Genomic DNA, 19,771 nt, shown 5'->3' on the forward strand with positions numbered 1-19,771 from the left:
CACTGAGCCCAGTGGCACTCGAAGACCTGTCGATGTTCGGTACCGACCCGTGGTGGCTGGTCCTCATCAAGGCGGTGTTCTGCTTCGCCTTCCTGATGGTGACCGTGCTGTTCTCCATCGTGTGGGAGCGCAAGGTCGTCGCCTGGATGCAGCTGCGCATCGGCCCGAACCGGCACGGCCCCTGGGGCATGCTCCAGTCGCTCGCCGACGGCATCAAGCTGATGCTCAAGGAAGACGTGATCGTCAAGCGCGCGGACAAGGTGGTCTACATCCTTGCGCCGATCGTCGCCGCGATCCCCGCCTTCATGGCGATCGCCGTGATCCCGTTCGGCCCGTCCGGCAACGAGATCTCGATCTTCGGCCACCGTACGGCGATGCAGCTGACGGACCTGCCGATCGCGATGCTCTACATCCTCGCGGTCGCCTCCGTCGGCATCTACGGCATCGTGCTGGCCGGCTGGTCGTCCGGCTCCACGTACCCGCTGCTCGGCGGTCTGCGGTCCTGCGCGCAGATGATCTCGTACGAGATCGCGATGGGCGCCGCGTTCGCCTCGGTGTTCCTGTACTCGGGCTCGATGTCGACGTCGGAGATCGTCGCCCAGCAGCACGACCGCTGGTACATCGTGCTGCTGCCGGTCTCGTTCCTGATCTACATCGTGACGATGGTCGGGGAGACGAACCGCGCTCCGTTCGACATGCCGGAGTCCGAGGGCGACCTCGTCGGCGGCTTCAACACCGAGTACTCGTCGATCAAGTTCGCGATGTTCATGCTCGCCGAGTACGTGAACATGGTGACGGTCTCGGCGGTGTCCGTGACGCTCTTCCTGGGCGGCTGGCGCGCACCGTGGCCGATCTCCACGTTCTGGGAGGGCGCGAACCACGGCTGGTGGCCGCTGCTCTGGTTCGTCGTCAAGGTCCAGCTGCTGCTGTTCTTCTTCATCTGGCTGCGCGGCACGCTGCCGCGGGTGCGCTACGACCAGCTGATGAAGCTCGGCTGGAAGGTCCTCATCCCGGTCTCCGTGGTGTGGCTGATGCTCGTGGCGACGGTGCGGACCCTGCGCAACGAGAACTACGACTTCGCCACCATCGCCCTGTACGTCGGCGGCGCCATCCTCGTGCTCCTGCTGCTGTCGTTCGTCGTGGACATCTTCCGCGACCGGGGGGCCAAGCAGGGCGCGGCGGACGAACCGGCCGCCTTCGACCCGATGGCGGGCGGATTCCCCGTGCCGCCGCTGCCCGGACAGACGCTGCAGCCCGTGCCGCGCCGACGCCCGCGCCATGAGCGGGAGTTGATTGTCAGTGGTGGCCCCGATACTGCGAGTGACGAATCACTTGGCGGATCTCGTGACGGAAAGGAGGCGTCCGATGGCTGACGAGAACGAGAAGGACACCAAGCCCGGGTTCATGAACCCCGTCGCCGGCTTCGGCGTGACCTTCAAGGCCATGTTCAAGAAGCGGCTGACCGAGCAGTACCCGGAGGAGCAGAAGACCACCGCTCCCCGCTTCCACGGCAGGCACCAGCTCAACCGCCATCCGGACGGCCTGGAGAAGTGCGTCGGCTGCGAGCTGTGCGCCTGGGCCTGCCCGGCGGACGCCATCTACGTGGAGGGCGCGGACAACACCGAGGAGGAGCGCTACTCCCCGGGTGAGCGCTACGGCCGCGTCTACCAGATCAACTACGCCCGCTGCATCCTGTGCGGCCTGTGCATCGAGGCGTGCCCCACGCGCGCGCTCACGATGACGAACGAGTTCGAGCTGGCCGACAGCAGCCGCGCCAACCTGATCTACACCAAGGAGCAGCTGCTCGCCGGCCTCGACGAGGGCATGGTCGACAGCCCGCACTCGATCTTCCCGGGCATGGACGAGCAGGACTACTACCGGGGTCTCGTCACGGAGGCCGCGCCGGGCACCGAGCGCCAAGTGGCCGTCTCCAAGGGCGAGAAGCCCTCGGAGGCCGTCGAGGCCGAGGAGGTGGAGGCATGAGCGCGCAGCTCGCCGCCTACTCCACCTCCACCGGTGAGGCGTTCCAGTTCTGGGTCCTCGGCACGGTCGCCGTCATCGGCGCGCTGTGCACGATCCTGATGAAGAAGGCCGTGCACAGTGCCCTGTGCCTGGCCGGGACCATGATCATCCTCGCGGTGTTCTACCTGGCCAACGGGGCGTACTTCCTGGGCATCGTGCAGATCGTCGTCTACACGGGCGCGATCATGATGCTCTTCCTGTTCGTGGTCATGCTCGTCGGCGTCACCGCGGCGGACTCCCTGAAGGAGACCATCAAGGGGCAGCGCTGGCTGGCCGCCCTGTGCGGGCTCGGCTTCGGGGTCCTGCTGATCGCGGGGATCGGGAACGCGTCGCTGAAGCAGTTCAACGGCCTCGGCAAGGCGAACGCGAACGGGAACGTCGAGGGCCTGGCGACCCTGATCTTCACCAAGTACGTCTTCGCCTTCGAGATCACCGGCGCCCTGCTGATCACGGCCGCCATCGGCGCCATGGTGCTCACGCACCGCGAGCGCACCGAGCGGGCCAAGACCCAGCGGGAGCTCGCCGAGCAGCGGGTGCGCGAGGGCAAGCACCTGCCGCCGCTGCCCGCCCCCGGCGTCTACGCCCGGCACAACGCGGTGGACATCGCCGGCCTGCTGCCCGACGGCACCCCCTCGGAGCTCACGGTGATGCAGACGCTGCGCGAGCGCGGCCAGATCCGGGACGTCTCCGGTGAGGCGCTGAACGACCTCAAGGCCCTGGAGCAGCGTTCCGCCGAGCGCCTGGAGCGCACGGACCTCGACCACGCTGCGCAGGCAGAGGAGGCGTCGAAGTGAACCCGGTCAACTACCTGTATCTCGCCGCCCTGTTGTTCACGATCGGTGCCACCGGCGTGCTCATCAGGCGGAACGCGATCGTGGTGTTCATGTGCATCGAGCTGATGCTGAACGCGTGCAACCTCGCGTTCGTCGCGTTCTCCCGGATGCACGGCAATCTCGACGGCCAGATCATCGCGTTCTTCACGATGGTCGTCGCCGCCGCGGAGGTCGTGGTCGGGCTCGCGATCATCGTGTCGCTGTTCCGTTCCCGCCACTCGGCCTCGGTCGACGACGCCAGCCTGATGAAGCTGTAAGGGGTCGCGAACCACCATGAATGCAGAGAACTTGATTGCGCTGCTGGTAGCGGCGCCCCTGCTCGGAGCGGCCGTACTGCTGTGCGGCGGGCGGGCGTTGGACCGGGTGGGGCATCTGCTCGGCACGCTGCTCGCGGCCGTCTCCTTCGTGATCGCCCTCGTGCTCTTCTCCGACATGCTCGGCAAGAGCCCGGAGGACCGCACGTTCAGCCAGTACCTGTTCAGCTGGATCCCCGTCGAGGGCTTCCAGGCGGACGTCGCCTTCCAGCTGGACCAGCTGTCGATGACGTTCGTGCTGCTGATCTCCGGTGTCGGCACGCTGATCCACATCTACTCGATCGGGTACATGGAGCACGACGAGCGGCGCCGCCGCTTCTTCGGCTACCTGAACCTGTTCGTCGCGGCGATGCTCCTGCTGGTCATCGCCGACAACTACCTGCTGCTGTACGTCGGCTGGGAAGGCGTGGGCCTCGCCTCGTACCTCCTCATCGGCTTCTGGCAGCACAAGCCGAGCGCGGCCACCGCCGCGAAGAAGGCGTTCCTGGTCAACCGCGTCGGCGACATGGGCCTGTCGATCGCGATCATGCTGATGTTCACGACGTTCGGCACGTTCGCCTTCAAGCCGGTGCTCGACAGCGTCGGTGACACCTCCGAGGGCAAGCTCACCGCGATCGGCCTGATGCTGCTGCTCGCCGCGTGCGGCAAGTCGGCGCAGGTGCCGCTGCAGTCCTGGCTCGGCGACGCGATGGAGGGCCCGACCCCGGTCTCGGCCCTCATCCACGCCGCGACCATGGTGACCGCGGGTGTCTACCTGATCGTCCGCTCCGGCGCGATCTTCAACGCGGCGCCCGACGCGCAGCTCGTCGTCACGATCGTCGGCGCGGTCACGCTGATGTTCGGTGCGATCGTCGGTTGCGCGAAGGACGACATCAAGAAGGCCCTCGCGGGCTCGACGATGTCGCAGATCGGCTACATGGTGCTCGCCGCGGGCCTCGGCCCCATCGGCTACGTCTTCGCGATCATGCATCTGGTGACGCACGGCTTCTTCAAGGCCGGGCTCTTCCTCGGCGCCGGTTCGGTCATGCACGGCATGAACGACGAGGTGGACATGCGCAAGTACGGCGCTCTGCGGAAGTACATGCCGGTCACCTTCGTGACGTTCGGCCTCGGGTACCTCGCCATCATCGGCTTCCCGGGCCTGTCCGGCTTCTTCTCCAAGGACAAGATCATCGAGGCGGCGTTCGCGAAGGGCGGGACGGAAGGCTGGATCCTCGGCTCCGTCGCCCTGCTCGGCGCGGCCATCACCGCGTTCTACATGACCCGCGTGATGATCATGACCTTCTTCGGTGAGAAGCGCTGGCAGCCCGACGCCGAAGGCCACGAGCCGCACCCGCACGAGTCCCCGTCGTCCATGACGATCCCGATGATCGTGCTCGCCGTCGGCTCGGTCTTCGCCGGTGGGTTCTTCTCGATCGGCGACCGCTTCCTGAACTGGCTGGAGCCGGTCACCGGCCACGAGCACGGTCACCCGCCGATCAGCGCGGCCGCGGTCACCGGAGCCACCATGGTGGCCCTGGTGATCGGTGTGGCCATCGCCTGGCTCCAGTACGGGCGCCGCGAGGTGCCGGTGCTCGCCCCGCGCGGCTCGCTGCTCACCCGCGCCGCCCGGCGCGACCTGCTCCAGGACGACTTCAACCACGTCGTCCTCGTACGCGGCGGCGAGCACCTCACGCGCTCGCTGGTGTACGTCGACCACACCCTGGTCGACGGGGTGGTCAACGGGACGGCCGCTTCCGTGGGCGGCCTCTCCGGCCGGCTGCGCAAGCTCCAGAACGGCTACGTGCGCTCGTACGCCGTCTCGATGTTCGGCGGTGCGGCGGTCATCGTCGCCGCGACCCTGCTGATGAGGGCGGTCTGATACCGATGTCCTTTCCTCTGCTGACAGCGACGGCGGTGCTTCCGGCCGTGGGCGCGATCGCCACGGCCGCCGTGCCGGCGAAGCAGCGCACCGCGGCCAAGTGGCTCGCGCTGCTCTTCTCGCTCGCGACGCTGGTGGTCGCGGCCGTGGTGGCGGTCCGCTTCGATCCGGACGGCGCCCGCTACCAACTCACGGAATCCCACGCGTGGATCGCGGACTTCGGGGTCCGGTACGAGCTGGGTGTGGACGGCATCGGGGTCGCGCTCGTCGCGCTGACCGCGCTGCTGATCCCGTTCGTGATCCTGGCCGGCTGGCACGACGCGGACCCGCAGGAGACCGGCAACAGCCGGTGGCGTCCGACCCAGGGCTTCTTCGCCCTGATCCTGCTGGTCGAGGCGATGGTGATCATCTCCTTCGAGGCCACCGACGTCTTCCTCTTCTACATCTTCTTCGAAGCCATGCTCATCCCGATGTACTTCCTCATCGGCGGCTTCGGGGACCGTGCGGGCCCGCACGGCGAGAAGGAGGCCGCGACCCAGCGTTCGTACGCCGCGGTCAAGTTCCTCCTCTACAACCTCGTCGGCGGTCTCATCATGCTGGCGGCCGTGATCGGTCTCTACGTGGTCGCGGGGAACTTCTCGCTCCAGGAGATCGCGGCCGCGCGGGCCAACGGCTCGCTCGACATGGCGACCAACACCGAGCGGCTGCTCTTCCTCGGGTTCTTCTTCGCCTTCGCGGTGAAGGCCCCGCTGTGGCCGCTGCACACCTGGCTGCCGAACGCGATGGGCGAGGCCACGGCCCCGGTCGCCGTACTGATCACGGCAGTTGTCGACAAGGTCGGCACCTTCGCGATGCTCCGCTTCTGCCTCCAGCTGTTCCCGGAGGCGAGCAAGTGGGCGACGCCGGTCATTCTCGTACTGGCGCTCATCAGCATCGTGTACGGAGCGCTGCTCGCGGTCGGCCAGCGCGACATCAAGCGCCTGGTGGCGTACGCGTCGATCTCGCACTTCGGCTTCATCATCCTGGGCATCTTCGCGATGACCAGCCAGGGCCAGTCCGGCGCGACGCTCTACATGGTCAACCACGGTATTTCGACGGCCGCGTTGATGCTGGTCGCCGGATTCCTGATCTCCCGGCGCGGCTCGCGCCTCATCGCGGACTACGGCGGTGTGCAGAAGGTCGCGCCGGTGCTCGCCGGCACGTTCCTCATCGGTGGTCTCGCCACGCTGTCCCTGCCGGGCCTCGCGCCCTTCGTGAGTGAATTCCTGGTCCTGGTCGGCACGTTCACGCGCTACCCGGTGATCGGCATCATCGCGACCTTCGGCATCGTCCTGGCCGCGCTCTACACGCTGGTCCTCTACCAGCGCACCATGACCGGCCCGGTGAAGCCGTCGAACGAGGGCATCGCCGACCTGCGCGTGCGTGAACTCGCGGTCGTGGTCCCGCTGATCGGGGTACTGATCTTCCTCGGTGTGTACCCGAAGCCGCTCACCGAGCTGGTGAACCCGGCGGTCAAGCACACCATGTCCGACGTCCAGAAGAAGGACCCGAAGCCGGAAGTGGAGGCGGCTCACAAGTGAGTTCACACATGAGTGATCTGGTGAGCGCGCCAGCTGTCCACAGCCTGTGGACAACGGCGGCCGATCCGATCTCCAAGATCGACGCACCGAAGATCGAATACGGGCAATTGTCCCCGACCTTGATCGTCATCGGTGCCGCCGTCCTGGGGATCCTGGTCGAGGCCTTCGTGCCGCGCCGGTCCCGCTACTACGTACAGGTCTTCCTGTCCGTCGTCGCCCTCGCGGCCGCCTTCGCGGCGGTCGTGGCACTGGCGGCCGGCGGGTACGGCACGACGAAGGCGCACATCGCGGCCATGGGCGCGATCGCCGTCGACGGCCCGGCGCTCTTCCTCCAAGGGACCATCCTGCTGGCCGGGTTGGTGTCGATCTTCACGTTCGCGGAGCGGCGGCTCGACCCGGAGGCGCACGGCAACCGCGTCGACTCGTTCGCCGCGCAGGCCGCGTCCGTCCCCGGCAGCGACAGCGAAAAGGCCGCCGTGAAGGCCGGGTTCACCACCACCGAGGTGTTCCCGCTGGCGCTCTTCGCCATCGGCGGCATGCTGGTCTTCCCCGCGGCGAACGATCTGCTGACGCTGTTCATCGCCCTGGAGGTCTTCTCCCTGCCGCTGTACCTGCTGTGCGCCGTGGCCCGCCGCAAGCGGCTCGTGTCGCAGGAGGCCGCGGTCAAGTACTTCCTGCTCGGCGCGTTCGCCTCGGCCTTCACGCTGTTCGGCATCGCGCTGCTGTACGGCTACGCGGGCTCCGTCTCGTACGCCACCATCGCGAGCGTCGCCGACGGCTCGGTGCAGAACATCGACCCGGCCCTCGCCGACACGATGGGCAACGACGCGCTGCTGCTCATCGGCATGGCACTCGTGGTGATGGGCCTGCTGTTCAAGGTCGGCGCCGTGCCGTTCCACATGTGGACCCCGGACGTCTACCAGGGCGCCCCGACGCCGGTCACCGGCTTCATGGCGGCGGCCACGAAGGTCGCGGCGTTCGGTGCGCTGCTCCGGCTCCTGTACGTGGTCCTGCCGGGGCTGCGCTGGGACTGGCGGCCGGTCATGTGGGCCGTCGCCATCGTCACGATGCTCGCGGGCGCGATCGTCGCGATCACACAGACCGACATCAAGCGGCTCCTCGCCTACTCGTCGATCGCGCACGCCGGCTTCATCCTGGCCGGTGTCATCGCCACCAGCCCGGACGGCGTCTCGTCGGTCCTCTTCTACCTGGGCGCGTACTCCTTCGTCACGATCGGCGCCTTCGCCGTGGTGACGCTGGTGCGCGACGCGGGCGGCGAGGCGACGCACCTGTCGAAGTGGGCGGGGCTCGGCCGGCGCTCGCCGCTGGTCGCGGCGGTCTTCGCGATCTTCCTGCTCGCCTTCGCCGGTATCCCGCTGACCTCCGGGTTCGCGGGGAAGTTCGCGGTGTTCAAGGCCGCGGCCGAGGGCGGCGCGGGTGCGCTCGTCGTGGTCGGTGTGGTGTCGTCGGCCATCGCCGCGTTCTTCTACATCCGCGTGATCGTCCTGATGTTCTTCAGCGAGCCGAAGGCGGACGGCCCGACCGTCGCCGTGCCCTCGCCGCTGACCATGACGACGATCGCGGTGGGCGTCGCGGTGACGATCGTGCTCGGCCTCGCGCCGCAGTACTTCCTGGATCTGGCGGGTCAGGCGAGCGTCTTCGTCCGGTAGGCCGCATACGGATCCACGGAAGCCCGGCCCCTCGTGGGGAGCCGGGCTTCCGCATGTCCGGGGTCTCAGTCCCTGTCGCGCCGGGCCTTGATCGCCATGAGGTCCAGGTCCACGGGGAAGGGCGCGTCCGCCTTCATGCGCTCGCGGAAGATCCCGACGCTGACGTAGACGCCGGTGGTGGGCTCCCGCTCGAAGGCGTGGACGACGGCCGAACTGCGCCGGTGCCACGGACTGCAACTGCCCATCGAAGAAGTCGATGGTGCGCGTGTGAAGCACGGTCTGCGGAGTCGCGAAGACCAGGCTCCCGTCGATCAATTCCGTGTGCGGCGGGAGATTCGGAAGCCGGTCCAGGTCGTCGGCGGTGTAGCCGCCCTCGGGCGGCATCGGCCAGGTAGGCGTGGACGCCTTCGGTTCGATGCCCAGCGGTGCTCCCACGGGACGGAGTCTCGCCGGAGCTCTCAGGCTGACGCTCGGTAATGATCTGGTCTCCCACGGACGTGTGAACGACTCTCTGACTGTGAGGAAGTTATCCACAGGGTCTGTTGTGGATAAGTCTCGGGCTGTCGGTCCGGACCCCTATCGTTGCGGGGGAAGTCGAGATCGGCAGGACGGGACTGGGTATGAGCGAGGTGACCGGGAGCGAGGCACTCACCACGCTCCACCGCGTCTTCGGGTACGACGCCTTCCGGGGTGAGCAGGAAGCGATCATCGAGCACGTGGTCGCGGGCGGGGACTCCGTCGTCCTCATGCCGACCGGTGGCGGCAAGTCGCTCTGCTACCAGATCCCGGCCCTGGTCAGGCCGGGCACCGGTGTGGTCGTCTCGCCGCTGATCGCGCTGATGCAGGACCAGGTGGACGCGCTGCGCGCGCTCGGGGTGCGCGCCGGGTTCATGAACTCGACGCAGGACTTCGACGAGCGGCGCACCGTCGAGGCCGAGTTCCTCGCGGGCGAGCTGGACCTGCTCTACCTGGCGCCGGAGCGGCTGCGTCTCGACAACACCCTCGACCTGCTGTCCCGCGGCAGGATCTCGGTCTTCGCCATCGACGAGGCGCACTGTGTCGCGCAGTGGGGCCACGACTTCCGCCCCGACTATCTGGCGCTGTCGGTGCTCGGCCAGCGCTGGCCCGACGTGCCGCGCATCGCGCTCACCGCGACGGCGACGCACGCCACGCACCAGGAGATCACCCAGCGCCTGGGCATGCCGGACGCCAAGCACTTCGTGGCGAGCTTCGACCGGCCCAACATCCAGTACCGGATCGTCGGCAAGGCCGACCCGAAGAAGCAGCTGCTCTCCTTCCTCAAGCAGGAGCACGAGGGCGACGCGGGCATCGTGTACTGCCTGTCGCGCAAGTCGGTGGAGGCGACCGCAGAGTTCCTCTGCCGGAACGGGATCGACGCCGTGCCGTACCACGCGGGCCTCGACGCGGGCACGCGCGCGGCGCACCAGTCCCGGTTCCTGCGCGAGGAGGGCCTCGTCGTCTGCGCGACCATCGCGTTCGGCATGGGCATCGACAAGCCCGACGTCCGGTTCGTCGCCCACCTGGACCTGCCGAAGTCCGTCGAGGGGTACTACCAGGAGACCGGCCGTGCCGGGCGCGACGGAATGCCGTCCACGGCCTGGATGGCGTACGGGCTGCAGGACGTCGTCCAGCAGCGGAAGCTGATCAACATGGGGGAGGGCGACGAGGCGTTCCGGCGCCGGGCGTCGTCCCATCTCGACTCGATGCTGGCGCTGTGCGAGACGGCGCAGTGCCGCCGCGCCCAGCTCCTGACGTACTTCGGGCAGGAGGCGCCCGGCTCCTGCGGCAACTGCGACACCTGCCTGACCCCGCCCGAGACCTGGGACGGCACCGTCGCCGCCCAGAAGATCCTGTCCACGGTGGTGCGGCTGCAGCGGGAGCGGGGGCAGAAGTTCGGCGCGGGCCAGATCATCGACATCCTGCTGGGCAAGCGCACCGCGAAGGTCATCCAGTTCGACCACGACCAGCTCTCCGTCTTCGGCATCGGCGAGGACCTGACCGAGAACGAATGGCGGGGCGTGGTGCGGCAGTTGCTCGCCCAGTCCCTCATCGCGGTCGAGGGCGAGTACGGGACGCTGGTGCTCACCGAGGAGAGCGGGACCGTGCTCGGGCGGCAGCGGGAGGTGCGGCTGCGCAAGGAGGCCCCGAAGGCGGCGTCGCGCTCCACCGCGCGTGAGCGCAGGGCCAAGTCGCCGGCGGCCGATCTGCCCGAGGAGCTGATGCCCGTCTTCGAGGCGCTGCGGGCCTGGCGCGGAGCACAGGCGAAGGAGAACGGGGTCCCGGCGTACGTCATCTTCCACGACGCGACGCTCAAGGAGATCGCGGTCCAGCGGCCCACGTCCCTCGGGCAGTTGGGCACGATCGGCGGCGTCGGCGAGAAGAAGCTGGCGACGTGGGGCGAGGGGGTGCTTGCGGCGCTGGCCGCGCTGGACGGGGGCGATGCGGGTGCCGGTGCGGGTGCCGATGCCGGGTCCGGTCCGGGGGCGCAGGAGGGGGAGGGAGACTTCGGGCCGGAGCCGGACTTCGGGCCCGAGCCGGACGACATCGACTGGTGACGGGGCCTCCGGCGGTGTGGCGGTGAGCGGCGGCGCTGTGGCGCGGGCGGCGGTGAGAGGTGCCGCCCGCGCCGGGGGCGCCCGCCTCGGCGCCGTTGCCGGTCACTGATCCGTCGGCGGGTGCTGCGCCGTCGTCGTCGCTCGCGCAGTTCCCCGCGCTTCTAGTGGGGCGCTGCCGTGATCCTGCCCGTGACGTCGCCGAGGCCCACCTTGGTGCCGTGCGGGCCGGGGGCCCAGGCGGAGAGGGTCACCACGTCGCCGTCCTCCAGGAAGCCCCGCTTGCCGTCGGGGAGTTCGAGGGGGTGCTGCCCGTTCCAGGTGATCTCGATGAGCGAGCCGCGCTCGTTGTCCTCGGTGCCGCTGATCGTGCCGGAGCCGTAGAGGTCGCCGGTGCGCAGGGAGGCGCCGTTGACCGTCATATGGGCCAGCATCTGGGCGCCGGTCCAGTACATGCCGGAGAAGGGGGGCTCCGAGATGACATGGCCGTTGAGGGAGACCGTGATCCGCAGGTCGTAGCCCGCCGGGTCGTCCGCGGGGTCGGAGTCGTCCAGGTACGGCAGCAGCGGGTACGTGCGCTCCGGGGCCGGGACGCGGGCCGCGTCCAGCGCCTCCAGCGGCGTGATCCACGCCGAGATCGAGGTCGCGAAGGACTTGCCGAGGTGCGGGCCGAGCGGAACCGTCTCCCAGGCCTGGATGTCGCGCGCCGACCAGTCGTTGAGCAGGCAGAGACCGAAGACGTGGTCCCGGTACGAGGACAGCGGCACGGCGGTGCCCTGCGCGGAGGGAGCCCCGACGACGTAACCGACCTCCGTCTCGATGTCGAGGCGGACGGAGGGGCCGAAGACCGGTGCCGGGTCGGCCGGGCCCTTGCGCTGGCCGGACGGGCGCACCACATCGGTCCCGGAGACCACCACGGTGCCGGACCGGCCGTGGTAACCCACCGGCAGATGCTTCCAGTTGGGCTTCAGCGGCTCCTCGTCGGGGCGGAAGAGCCGGCCGAGGTTCGAGGCGTGGTTCTCGGAGGCGTAGAAGTCGACGTAGTCGGCGACCTCGAAGGGGAGGTGCAGGGTGACCGAGGAGAGCGGGTGCAGGAGGGGCAGGACGGTCTCCCGGTGGGCGGGCACCGTCAGCCAGGCGGTCAGCGCGCGGCGCACGTCGGACCAGGCCGTACGGCCCGCCGCCAGCAGCGGGTTGAGGGTCGGCCGGGCCAGGAGCGAGACGTAGGGGGAGCCGAGGGCCGCTGCCGCCGCGCCCGCGTCGAGGACGTGGTCGCCGAGACGGACTCCGACCCGGCGTTCGCCGTCGGCGCCCTCGGAGAAGATCCCGTAGGGAAGGTTGTGCGGGCCGAAGGGGTCGCCTTCGGGGAGGTCGAGCGGGGTGTGCTCGGGCGTGCCAGCCATGCCTACCTGCCTCACTTTCCATCGAGTGCGGCTCACGTTACGTGGGAGAAGCCGGTTCGGGCAGTGCCTAAAGAGTTCGCAATGTCCGAATGACCCGTTGATGGAGTGGTCGGTTCCGGCTTAGCGTCTATGTCCGGTGGGCGCGGACGGGGTGGGGCCGGGTCCTAAGGGGGACAGGACACGTGGGGGGACCCGTGGCCAGGAGTGCCGGGAGTGCTCGAAGCGGTGCCGGGGGTGTGCCTTTCGTCGTCGACCGCGACGTGCCGGGCCTCATCGTCAAGTTCGGCGACTATCCGCTGCACCACGGAGGGGTGGGAGCCATCCGCAGCCTGGGCCGCCTCGGTGTGCCCATGTACGCGATCACCGAGGACCGGTACACGCCCGCGGCCGCCTCGCGCCATCTGCGCCGGGCCTTTCCCTGGCGGACCACCGGGGCCGAGGAGCCGGGGCGCCTCGTCGACGGGCTGCTGCGCATCGCGCGCCGCATCGGGCGGCCCACCGTGCTGATCCCGACGGACGAGGAAGCGGCCGTCCTCATCGCCGAGCACCAGGACCCGCTCGCCGGGGCGGGGTATCTCTTCCCGCGTGTGGAGCGGGAGTTGCCGCGCCGGCTGGCCAGTAAGCAGGGGCTGCACGAGCTGTGCGTGGAGCACGGGATCCCGTCGCCGGCGGCCGCGTTCCCGAAGAGCCGCGCGGACATCGAGGAGTTCGCGAAGAAGGCGCGCTTCCCGGTCGTCGCGAAGAACCGGGAGGCGTTCACCCGCCGCAGCAGCCCGGCGGTGAACGGGACGACGAGGATCGCCACCCCCGACGGCCTGCGGGCGCTCGCCCGGGACTGGGGCGAGCGGCCCGGCGTGATCCTGCAGGAGTACCTGCCGCGCGAGGACGCCGAGGACTGGATCGTGCACGCGTACTTCGACCAGGACTCCACGCCCCGCGCGATGTTCACCGGGGTCAAGGTCCGCTCGTGGCCGCCGCACGCGGGCATGACGGCGAACGCGTACGTCGTCGACAATCCGGAACTCGCGGACATCGCCGCGCGTTTCATCAAGCAGATCGGCTTCACCGGCATCGTCGACCTCGACCTGCGCTTCGACCGGCGCGACGGACAGTACAAGCTGCTCGACTTCAATCCGCGGATGGGCGCCCAGTTCCGCCTGTTCGAGAACGAGGCGGGCGTCGACGTCGTGCGCGCCCTCCACCTCCACCTCACCGGCCGTGACGTCCCGGAGGGGGAGCAGCGGGCGGGGCACCGGTATGTCGTGGAGAACATCGACCTGCCGGCCCTGCTCGCGTACCGGCGCAGTGGTTACACGACCCCGCACGCCCCGTCCCGCGCGAGCGGCACGGAGCTGGCGTGGTGGGCGGCCGACGATCCACTGCCGTTCCTCACGATGCTCGCCCGCTTCGTACGGCCGGGGGCGCGGCATCTCTATCAGCTGTGGCGGACCAACCGCCGTGGCAGCACGTCCGGTTCGCCCGCCTGATCCGCGGGGGCCGGCACGAAGTAAGTGACGCTGCGTCGTCCTGGGGAGGGACTTCGTGATCCATCCGGTAGCTGTCATCGGGGCGGGCCCCTACGGCCTGTCCACCGCCGCCCATCTGCGGGCGCGCGGCATCCCCGTCAGGGTCTTCGGCGATCCCATGGTGAGCTGGCGCTCACACATGCCCGAAGGCATGATCCTCAAGTCCGTGCCGTCCGCGTCGAACATCGACGCGCCGCAGCGCGGCCACGACCTGGTCGACTACTGCGACGCGGCCGGCATCAAGCGCCTCGTCACCGACGTGGACCTGATCTCCGCGGAGACGTTCGTCGCCTACGGGGAGTGGTTCCAGGAGAAGCTGGTGCCCGACCTGGAGCGGGTCCGCGTCGTCTCCGTCGACCGGCACAGCGGCGCGGGCTTCGAGCTGAAGCTCGACTCGGGGGAGCAGTTCACGGCGCGTGCCGTGGTCGTCGCCACCGGTCTGTCGGGCCTGGAACACCTGCCGCGCGAGCTCGCCGCGGCCGCGCCCGACGGGCCCGCGCCCAGCGGCCCGCTCTCGCACAGCGCCCAGCACCACGACCTGTCGCGGTTCGCCGGCCAGGAGCTGATCGTCGTCGGGGCGGGCCAGTCCGCCCTGGAGACGGCGGTGCTCGCGGCGGAGGCCGGGGCGAGCGTGCGGGTGGTGGCGCGCGGCACGGGCCGGGTGCGGTTCGGGGCGCCGCCGTGGGGCCAGCCGAGGTTCCGCCCGGAGACGCCGTTCGGCCGGGCCTGGTCGCTGTACGCGCTCACGTACTACCCGCACCAGTACCGCCAACTGCCACCGCAGGCGCGGCACTTCCTCGTCCGGCGGGTGCTCGGACCGCTCGGCGCGTGGTGGCTGCGCGAGCGGTTCGAGGGCAAGGTGGCGGTGCGGGAGGTCGCCTCCGTCGAGGGGGCGACGGTGTCGGACGGGGCGCCCGTCCTCGCCGTCCGCACGCACGGCGACCGCCGCGAGGAGCTGTCCGCGGACCATGTGATCGCGGCGACGGGCTATCGGGTGGACCTGGCCGCGATGCCGTTCCTGGGCGACGGGCTGCGCACCCGGATCGCCGTGAGCCGGGGCACACCGCGCCTCGGCGCCGGGTACGTGTCGTCGGTCCCCGGGCTCTACTTCACGGGCATGCTCGGCGGGTCGTCGTACGGGCCGGTGATGCGGTTCGTGTGCGGCACCGAGTTCGCGTCGCCGCGGCTGGCCCGGCATCTGGCGGCGGCCCACGGGTGACCGGTCCCGGGTGCGGGCCGCCGTGGGGGTGGGTCCGCACCCGGGTTCCCGCGCGCCTCGGGCGTGCGGGGCCGGTTCGGCGCGGCCTCGGATCCCGTCGCGGGACGCGCCCGGACGCTGCCGCTCCTGCTCGCGGCCGGTGACGTCGGGGCGTTCACGGCCCGGTCGGCGTGGCGCGCACTCGGGGAACGCGGCGGCGCCGACGCATTACCACACACACCCCACACGGCCGGTACTCGACGGGTCGTTGGGGCCGCTGGTCCGTATTCTTCGGATCATGGCCGCACCCGCATATGCCCTCATCGCCACGGACCTGGACGGAACGCTGCTGCGCGGCGACGACACGGTCTCCGACCGCACCCGGGACGCCCTGGCGACAGCCGCCGCGGCCGGTGCCCGGCACATCGTGGCGACGGGCCGCCCCGCGCCCCGCGTCAAACCGCTGCTCGACGACCTCGGCGGCGCCACCGGTCTCGCCGTGTGCGCGCAGGGGGCGCAGCTGTACGACGCCGTGGGCGACCGGCTGCTGTGGTCGCTGACGCTCGACCGGGAACTGGCCGAGCAGGCGATCGGGAAGATCGAGGCGGAGGTCGGCCAGGTCCACGCGGCCGTCGACCAGGACGGCGTGGACGGGCTGACCCTCATCGAGCCGCAGTACCTGATGCCGCACCCCACGCTGCCGGCCGTCCGGGTGCACCGCCGCGCCGATCTGTGGGCGCGGCCCATCAGCAAGGTGCTGCTGCGTCACCCGGCCCTGACGGACGACGAGTTGGCGGCCGTGGCGCGGGCCGCGGTCGGCCCGCTGGCCACCGTCACGATGTCGGGCCCCGGCACGGTCGAACTCCAGCCGCGCGGCGTGACGAAGGCGACCGGACTCGGACTCGCCGCCGAGCGGCTCGGCGTCGGGCCCGACGACACCGTCGCCTTCGGTGACATGCCGAACGATGTGCCGATGTTCGGGTGGGCGGGGCGCGGGGTGGCGATGGAGAACGCGCATCCCGAGCTGAAGGCGGTGGCGGACGAGGTGACCGGGTCGAACGAGGCGGACGGGGTGGCCGTCGTTCTTGAGCGGCTGTTCGGAGGCTGAGCGAGAGGGGGGGGGCGGGGCGTACCCGCCCCCCGAACCGCTACCCCGCCGTCCGCGGAATCCGCTTCTCCCACGTCCGGTGGAACACCACCTCGCCGCCGTCCCGGCACACCACCTCGCTGGACGTGACGAACTCGCTCTCCGTGCAGGAGATCTCGGACCGGGTCTCCACCGTCGCGTCCCACGCCAGTTCCGGCCGGTGCAGCCGGATCGACCAGTCGGAGCGGGTGCGGGCCGAGAGCGGGTCGTCCTCCTGGACGACGTAGGTCTCCAGCGCGTCCTCGGTGAATTCGAGGCCGTCGGGATAGACGCGCGTACCGCCGTACCGGGGGTCGACCTCCAGCTTCCACTCGCCCTTGGCCACGTCCCGTACGACCAGCCGCTCCGGGCGCTGTTCGTCCAGTGACGCGGGGTACACCACGCCCAGCGGCTCGGACTGCTCGGGCTCGCCGAAGGACACGGCGCCGCCCAGGTCGCCGGAGCGCACCGGCAGTTCGAGGGAGCTGCCCACCGGGTCGAGCGTGAAGCCGGACGCCGAGCCGGGCTGGGGCCAGATCCAGGGCCAGTACGCCGAGGACACCGCGAGCCGGATGCGGTGCCCGGCGGGGAAGGTGTGGCCGATGCCGTTCAGTTCGAACGTGACGTCCTCGGTGGTGCCGGGCAGCCAGGGCACCGACGCCGCCCGGCCGTGCCGCGACGACAGGTTGAGCACGCCCCGGGTGACCAGCGTCGAGGAGCCGTCCGGCGCGATGTCGCACAGCCGGGCCACGACCTGGCCCCGGGGCACGCCGCAGGTGATCCGCGCCGTCACACGCGGACGCCCCAGCACCCGCACGTCCGACGGTACTTCGAACTCGAAGCAGGCCGACTTCGCGTCCTCGTCGCGCTGGTCCGGCGGCAGGTCCGCGTCGTTCCCGAACGGGAAGAAGCGGCCCGCGTCCAGCCCCGTCTGCTGCGGCGAGCGGACGAGCACCGGCGCGCCCTGGAGCGCGTACGAGACCGGCGAGACATGCGGGGAGGGCCAGGACGGGTCGCCGACCCAGCGGCCCGGCAGCTCCTCGTACACCGTCGCCGGCGGGTGAGAATCGCTGATCCAGGAGCGGAGCTTGGGCTCGGCCATCACGCCCGTGTCCTCGCCCTTGAGCCAGTGGTCCCACCAGCGCAGCGTCTCCTGGAGGAAGCCGATCGCCGGGCCCGGCGGCAGGCCGCGGTCCGGGTACTGGTGCGACCAGGGGCCGATGATCCCGCGCGCCTGGTCGTCCGGCAGGTGCTCCATCAGCCTGAGCACGGTGTCGCGGTACGGGTCGTGCCAGCCGCCCACCGCGAGGACGCCCGCCTTGATGGCCGAGTAGTCCTCGCAGACACTGCCGTGCCGCCAGTAGTCGTCGCGGGTCTGGTGGCCCAGCCAGGTGTGGATGAACGGCTCGACGGCCTCCAGGCGGTCCACCCACATCTCGCGCCAGCGGTCGCCGACGAACTGCGGGTCCGGCGGCCGCGACACGAACGCGAGCATGGTCGCCGCCCACGCGTGCATGTCCACGGCGAGGACGGAACCACCCATGTAGTGCACGTCGTTGTCATAGCGGTCGTCGGCGGAGCAGACCGTGATGATCGCCTTGAGCGGCTCGGGCGCGAGGGCCGCGATCTGGAGGGAGTTGAAGCCGCCCCAGGAGATGCCGAACATGCCGACCTTGCCGGACGACCAGGGCTGTTCGGCCAGCCAGTTGACGACCTCGACGCCGTCCGCGAGCTCCTGCGCGTCGTACTCGTCGCCGGGCATGCCCTCGCTGTTGCCGTGCCCGCGCACGTCCACGCGCACGGAGGCGTAGCCGTGGCCCGCGTACCAGGGGTGGCGCTGCCAGTCGCGCGGCGCCGTCCAGTCGGAGAGGCGGTACGGGAGGTACTCGAGGAGGACCGGGACCGGCTCGTCGGTCACGGGGCGCCAGACGCGCGCGAAGAGCGTCGTCCCGTCGGAGAGGGGTACGCGGATGTCCTCGCGGGTGGTCCCGTACGGGAATGTCGTCCGGATCTTCGGAGTGCTCATGGGAAAACCTCGATGGCCTCGGTGGGCTCAGTGAACGGGGTGCATGGTGCGGCGCAGCCACGGCGCCAGGGCGATGACGGCGACACCGACCGCGACGGCGATCGCGCCGTTGACGCCGAAGTAGGCGGGGTTGGAGACCTCGCCGTAGAGCTTCACGGTCTGTGCCTGGATGCCGTTGGCGAGGGCGAGCGACAGGAACCAGAGCGACATGGTCTGGCTGGCGAAGGCCTTCGGGGCGAGCTTGGTCGTCGCCGACATGCCCGACGTCTCCACGAGGATGTCGCCGAGACCGAGCAGCAGGTAGGAGCCGACGATCCACCAGACGGCCATCTTGTACGTGTCGTCGCCGTGGCCCGAGGTCGGCAGGACCATCAGGAGGAACGACAGGCCGCCGAGGATCACGCCGAGCGCGATCTTGTTGGAGGCGTGCGGCTGGCGCGGGCCCATCCGCGCCCAGACACCGGCCACCACGGGCGCCAGGGCGACCTCGAAGGCGCCGAGCGCGGAGGCGTACCAGCTGGCCGGGAAGTGGAAGCCGAAGATGGTCGTCTCGGCGTTCGTCGAGGCCAGCAGCATCATCGTCGAGTAGGCCTGGAAGAGGATGAAGTTGAAGGCCACGGAGGCGACGAACAGGACCAGGTAGGGGCGCAGCCGGCCGCGCTCCTCGGCCGTGACGCGCGGGCTGCGGAACATCACCGTGAAGTACACGACCGGCGCGACCACCGAGATGACCGTGAGGCAGTCGACGAAGCGGTCCATCGTCAGCCAGCCGACCGAGGCCAGCAGGGCCGCGAGCGCCGCCACCACGACCGCGCCCAGGACGATCGTGCGGATCGCCCGGCGCATTCCCTCGGGCGGCAGCGCGTACTCGGCGGCGTGCTTGCGCCCGGCCAGGTGACGCCGCCCGGCGACGTACTGGATCAGGCCGAGGGTCATGCCGACCGCGGCCGCCGAGAAGCCCCAGTGCCAGCCCTTGTGGTCACCGAGCCAGCCGGTGATCAGCGGGCCGGCGAACGCGCCGATGTTGATGCCCATGTAGTACAGCGCGAAGCCGGCGTCGCGGCGCTGGTCGTCGGTGCGGTACAGCTTGCCGACCATGGAGGCCACGTTCGGCTTGAGCAGGCCGGTGCCGGCGCTGATCAGGCCGAGGCCGACCCAGGTCATGGTCGCCGTGGGCACCGCCATCGAGTAGTGGCCGCAGGCGATGAGGATGCCGCCCCACAGGACGGCGCGGTACGAGCCGAGGATCCGGTCGGCGAGCCAGCCGCCGGCGACGGAGACCAGGTAGACGAGGGTTCCGTACGCCGCCGAGACCGATGCCGCCGTGCCGGGGTCCATGCCCATGCCGCCGTGTGCGACGGTATCGGCGAAGAACAGGACGAGAATGGCCTGCATGCCGAGGAACGAGAAGCGTTCCCAGACCTCCAGGCCCGACAGGGTCAGCAGGCCGCGGGGCTGCCCGAAGAAGGCGGTGTCGTCGCCCGGCGGCGGCTCGGCCGCGGGGTCGGCGTCGGTGGCTGTGCGGGACAAAGTGCGTACTCCCGGTCGTATTGGCTGATCAAGAACATACCGGGGGTGTCTCGGAGGCGCCCGGGCTGGGTTGTCCGGGCAGGCGCCCCCTGTGATCGAAACGCGACCG

14 protein-coding genes and 1 pseudogene are annotated in these 19,771 nt (G+C 70.1%); 11 read left to right on the top strand and 4 right to left on the bottom strand.

What is annotated here, in order from left to right; genetic code table 11:
• Positions 1-2 precede the first annotated feature (2 nt).
• From nuoH to nuoN, 7 genes are read left to right on the top strand one after another with little or no spacing between them, the layout of a single operon-like run.
• Positions 3-1,373 carry an NADH-quinone oxidoreductase subunit NuoH gene (gene nuoH / locus ACQUQD_RS23715; protein WP_428957640.1) on the top strand — a complete coding sequence of 457 codons (1,371 nt, stop codon included), beginning with the start codon at positions 3-5 and terminating at the stop codon, positions 1,371-1,373.
• A complete protein-coding gene (gene nuoI, locus ACQUQD_RS23720; protein ID WP_428954151.1) occupies positions 1,366-1,983 on the top strand; it encodes an NADH-quinone oxidoreductase subunit NuoI in 618 nt (205 codons plus the stop codon). The genes nuoH and nuoI overlap by 8 nt, the downstream gene beginning before the upstream one ends.
• Entirely contained in the window at positions 1,980-2,816 is an 837-nt protein-coding gene (locus tag ACQUQD_RS23725; RefSeq protein ID WP_428954152.1) for an NADH-quinone oxidoreductase subunit J, read from the top strand. The genes nuoI and ACQUQD_RS23725 overlap by 4 nt, the downstream gene beginning before the upstream one ends.
• The gene (gene nuoK, locus ACQUQD_RS23730) at positions 2,813-3,112 is read left to right on the top strand and encodes an NADH-quinone oxidoreductase subunit NuoK (RefSeq protein ID WP_003974374.1); all 300 of its coding nucleotides are present in this window, start codon (positions 2,813-2,815) and stop codon (positions 3,110-3,112) included. The genes ACQUQD_RS23725 and nuoK overlap by 4 nt, the downstream gene beginning before the upstream one ends.
• 16 nt (positions 3,113-3,128) lie before the next feature.
• Positions 3,129-5,030, top strand: a complete 1,902-nt coding sequence (gene nuoL, locus ACQUQD_RS23735) for an NADH-quinone oxidoreductase subunit L (protein WP_428954153.1) — start codon at positions 3,129-3,131, stop codon at positions 5,028-5,030.
• Positions 5,031-5,035: 5 nt separating this feature from the next.
• Positions 5,036-6,610 (top strand): NADH-quinone oxidoreductase subunit M, encoded by a 1,575-nt coding sequence (locus ACQUQD_RS23740; protein ID WP_428954154.1) that lies wholly within the window; start codon positions 5,036-5,038, stop codon positions 6,608-6,610.
• Positions 6,611-6,630: 20 nt separating this feature from the next.
• Positions 6,631-8,280 carry an NADH-quinone oxidoreductase subunit NuoN gene (nuoN, locus tag ACQUQD_RS23745; protein ID WP_428954155.1) on the top strand — a complete coding sequence of 550 codons (1,650 nt, stop codon included), beginning with the start codon at positions 6,631-6,633 and terminating at the stop codon, positions 8,278-8,280.
• Between the two features lie 65 nt (positions 8,281-8,345).
• Here the strand turns inward: nuoN and ACQUQD_RS23750 are convergent.
• Positions 8,346-8,703 (bottom strand): annotated as a pseudogene (locus tag ACQUQD_RS23750) (hypothetical protein).
• 197 nt (positions 8,704-8,900) lie between these two features.
• Here ACQUQD_RS23750 and recQ point away from each other — a divergent pair.
• Complete coding sequence (gene recQ / locus ACQUQD_RS23755; protein ID WP_428954156.1) at positions 8,901-10,856, top strand: DNA helicase RecQ; 1,956 nt, start codon at positions 8,901-8,903, stop codon at positions 10,854-10,856.
• 161 nt (positions 10,857-11,017) lie between these two features.
• On the opposite strand, the gene fahA is transcribed toward recQ, so the two are convergent.
• A complete protein-coding gene (gene fahA, locus ACQUQD_RS23760; RefSeq protein WP_428954157.1) occupies positions 11,018-12,256 on the bottom strand; it encodes a fumarylacetoacetase in 1,239 nt (412 codons plus the stop codon).
• Between the two features lie 236 nt (positions 12,257-12,492).
• Between fahA and ACQUQD_RS23765 the strand changes: the two genes are divergently transcribed.
• From ACQUQD_RS23765 to ACQUQD_RS23775, 3 genes are all read left to right on the top strand, one after another.
• A complete protein-coding gene (locus ACQUQD_RS23765; RefSeq protein ID WP_428954158.1) occupies positions 12,493-13,743 on the top strand; it encodes an ATP-grasp domain-containing protein in 1,251 nt (416 codons plus the stop codon).
• A 55-nt stretch (positions 13,744-13,798) separates the two neighbouring features.
• Positions 13,799-15,001: an FAD-dependent oxidoreductase gene (locus ACQUQD_RS23770; RefSeq protein ID WP_428954159.1), complete on the top strand. Its 1,203-nt coding sequence runs from the start codon at positions 13,799-13,801 to the stop codon at positions 14,999-15,001.
• Positions 15,002-15,278: 277 nt separating this feature from the next.
• The gene (locus tag ACQUQD_RS23775; RefSeq protein WP_428954160.1) at positions 15,279-16,088 is read left to right on the top strand and encodes an HAD family hydrolase; all 810 of its coding nucleotides are present in this window, start codon (positions 15,279-15,281) and stop codon (positions 16,086-16,088) included.
• 40 nt (positions 16,089-16,128) lie between these two features.
• Here ACQUQD_RS23775 and ACQUQD_RS23780 read toward each other — a convergent pair whose 3' ends face one another.
• Together ACQUQD_RS23780 and ACQUQD_RS23785 are read right to left on the bottom strand one after the other, a co-directional pair.
• On the bottom strand, positions 16,129-18,132 hold the full coding sequence (locus ACQUQD_RS23780) for a CocE/NonD family hydrolase (protein WP_428954161.1): 2,004 nt from the start codon (positions 18,130-18,132) through the stop codon (positions 16,129-16,131).
• 27 nt (positions 18,133-18,159) lie between these two features.
• Positions 18,160-19,662, bottom strand: coding sequence for a peptide MFS transporter (locus ACQUQD_RS23785; RefSeq protein WP_428954162.1), 1,503 nt, complete (start codon positions 19,660-19,662; stop codon positions 18,160-18,162).
• Positions 19,663-19,771: the final 109 nt, after the last annotated feature.

Source organism: Streptomyces sp. cg35, from assembly GCF_050410835.1.
In the GTDB taxonomy this organism is placed as follows: domain Bacteria; phylum Actinomycetota; class Actinomycetes; order Streptomycetales; family Streptomycetaceae; genus Streptomyces.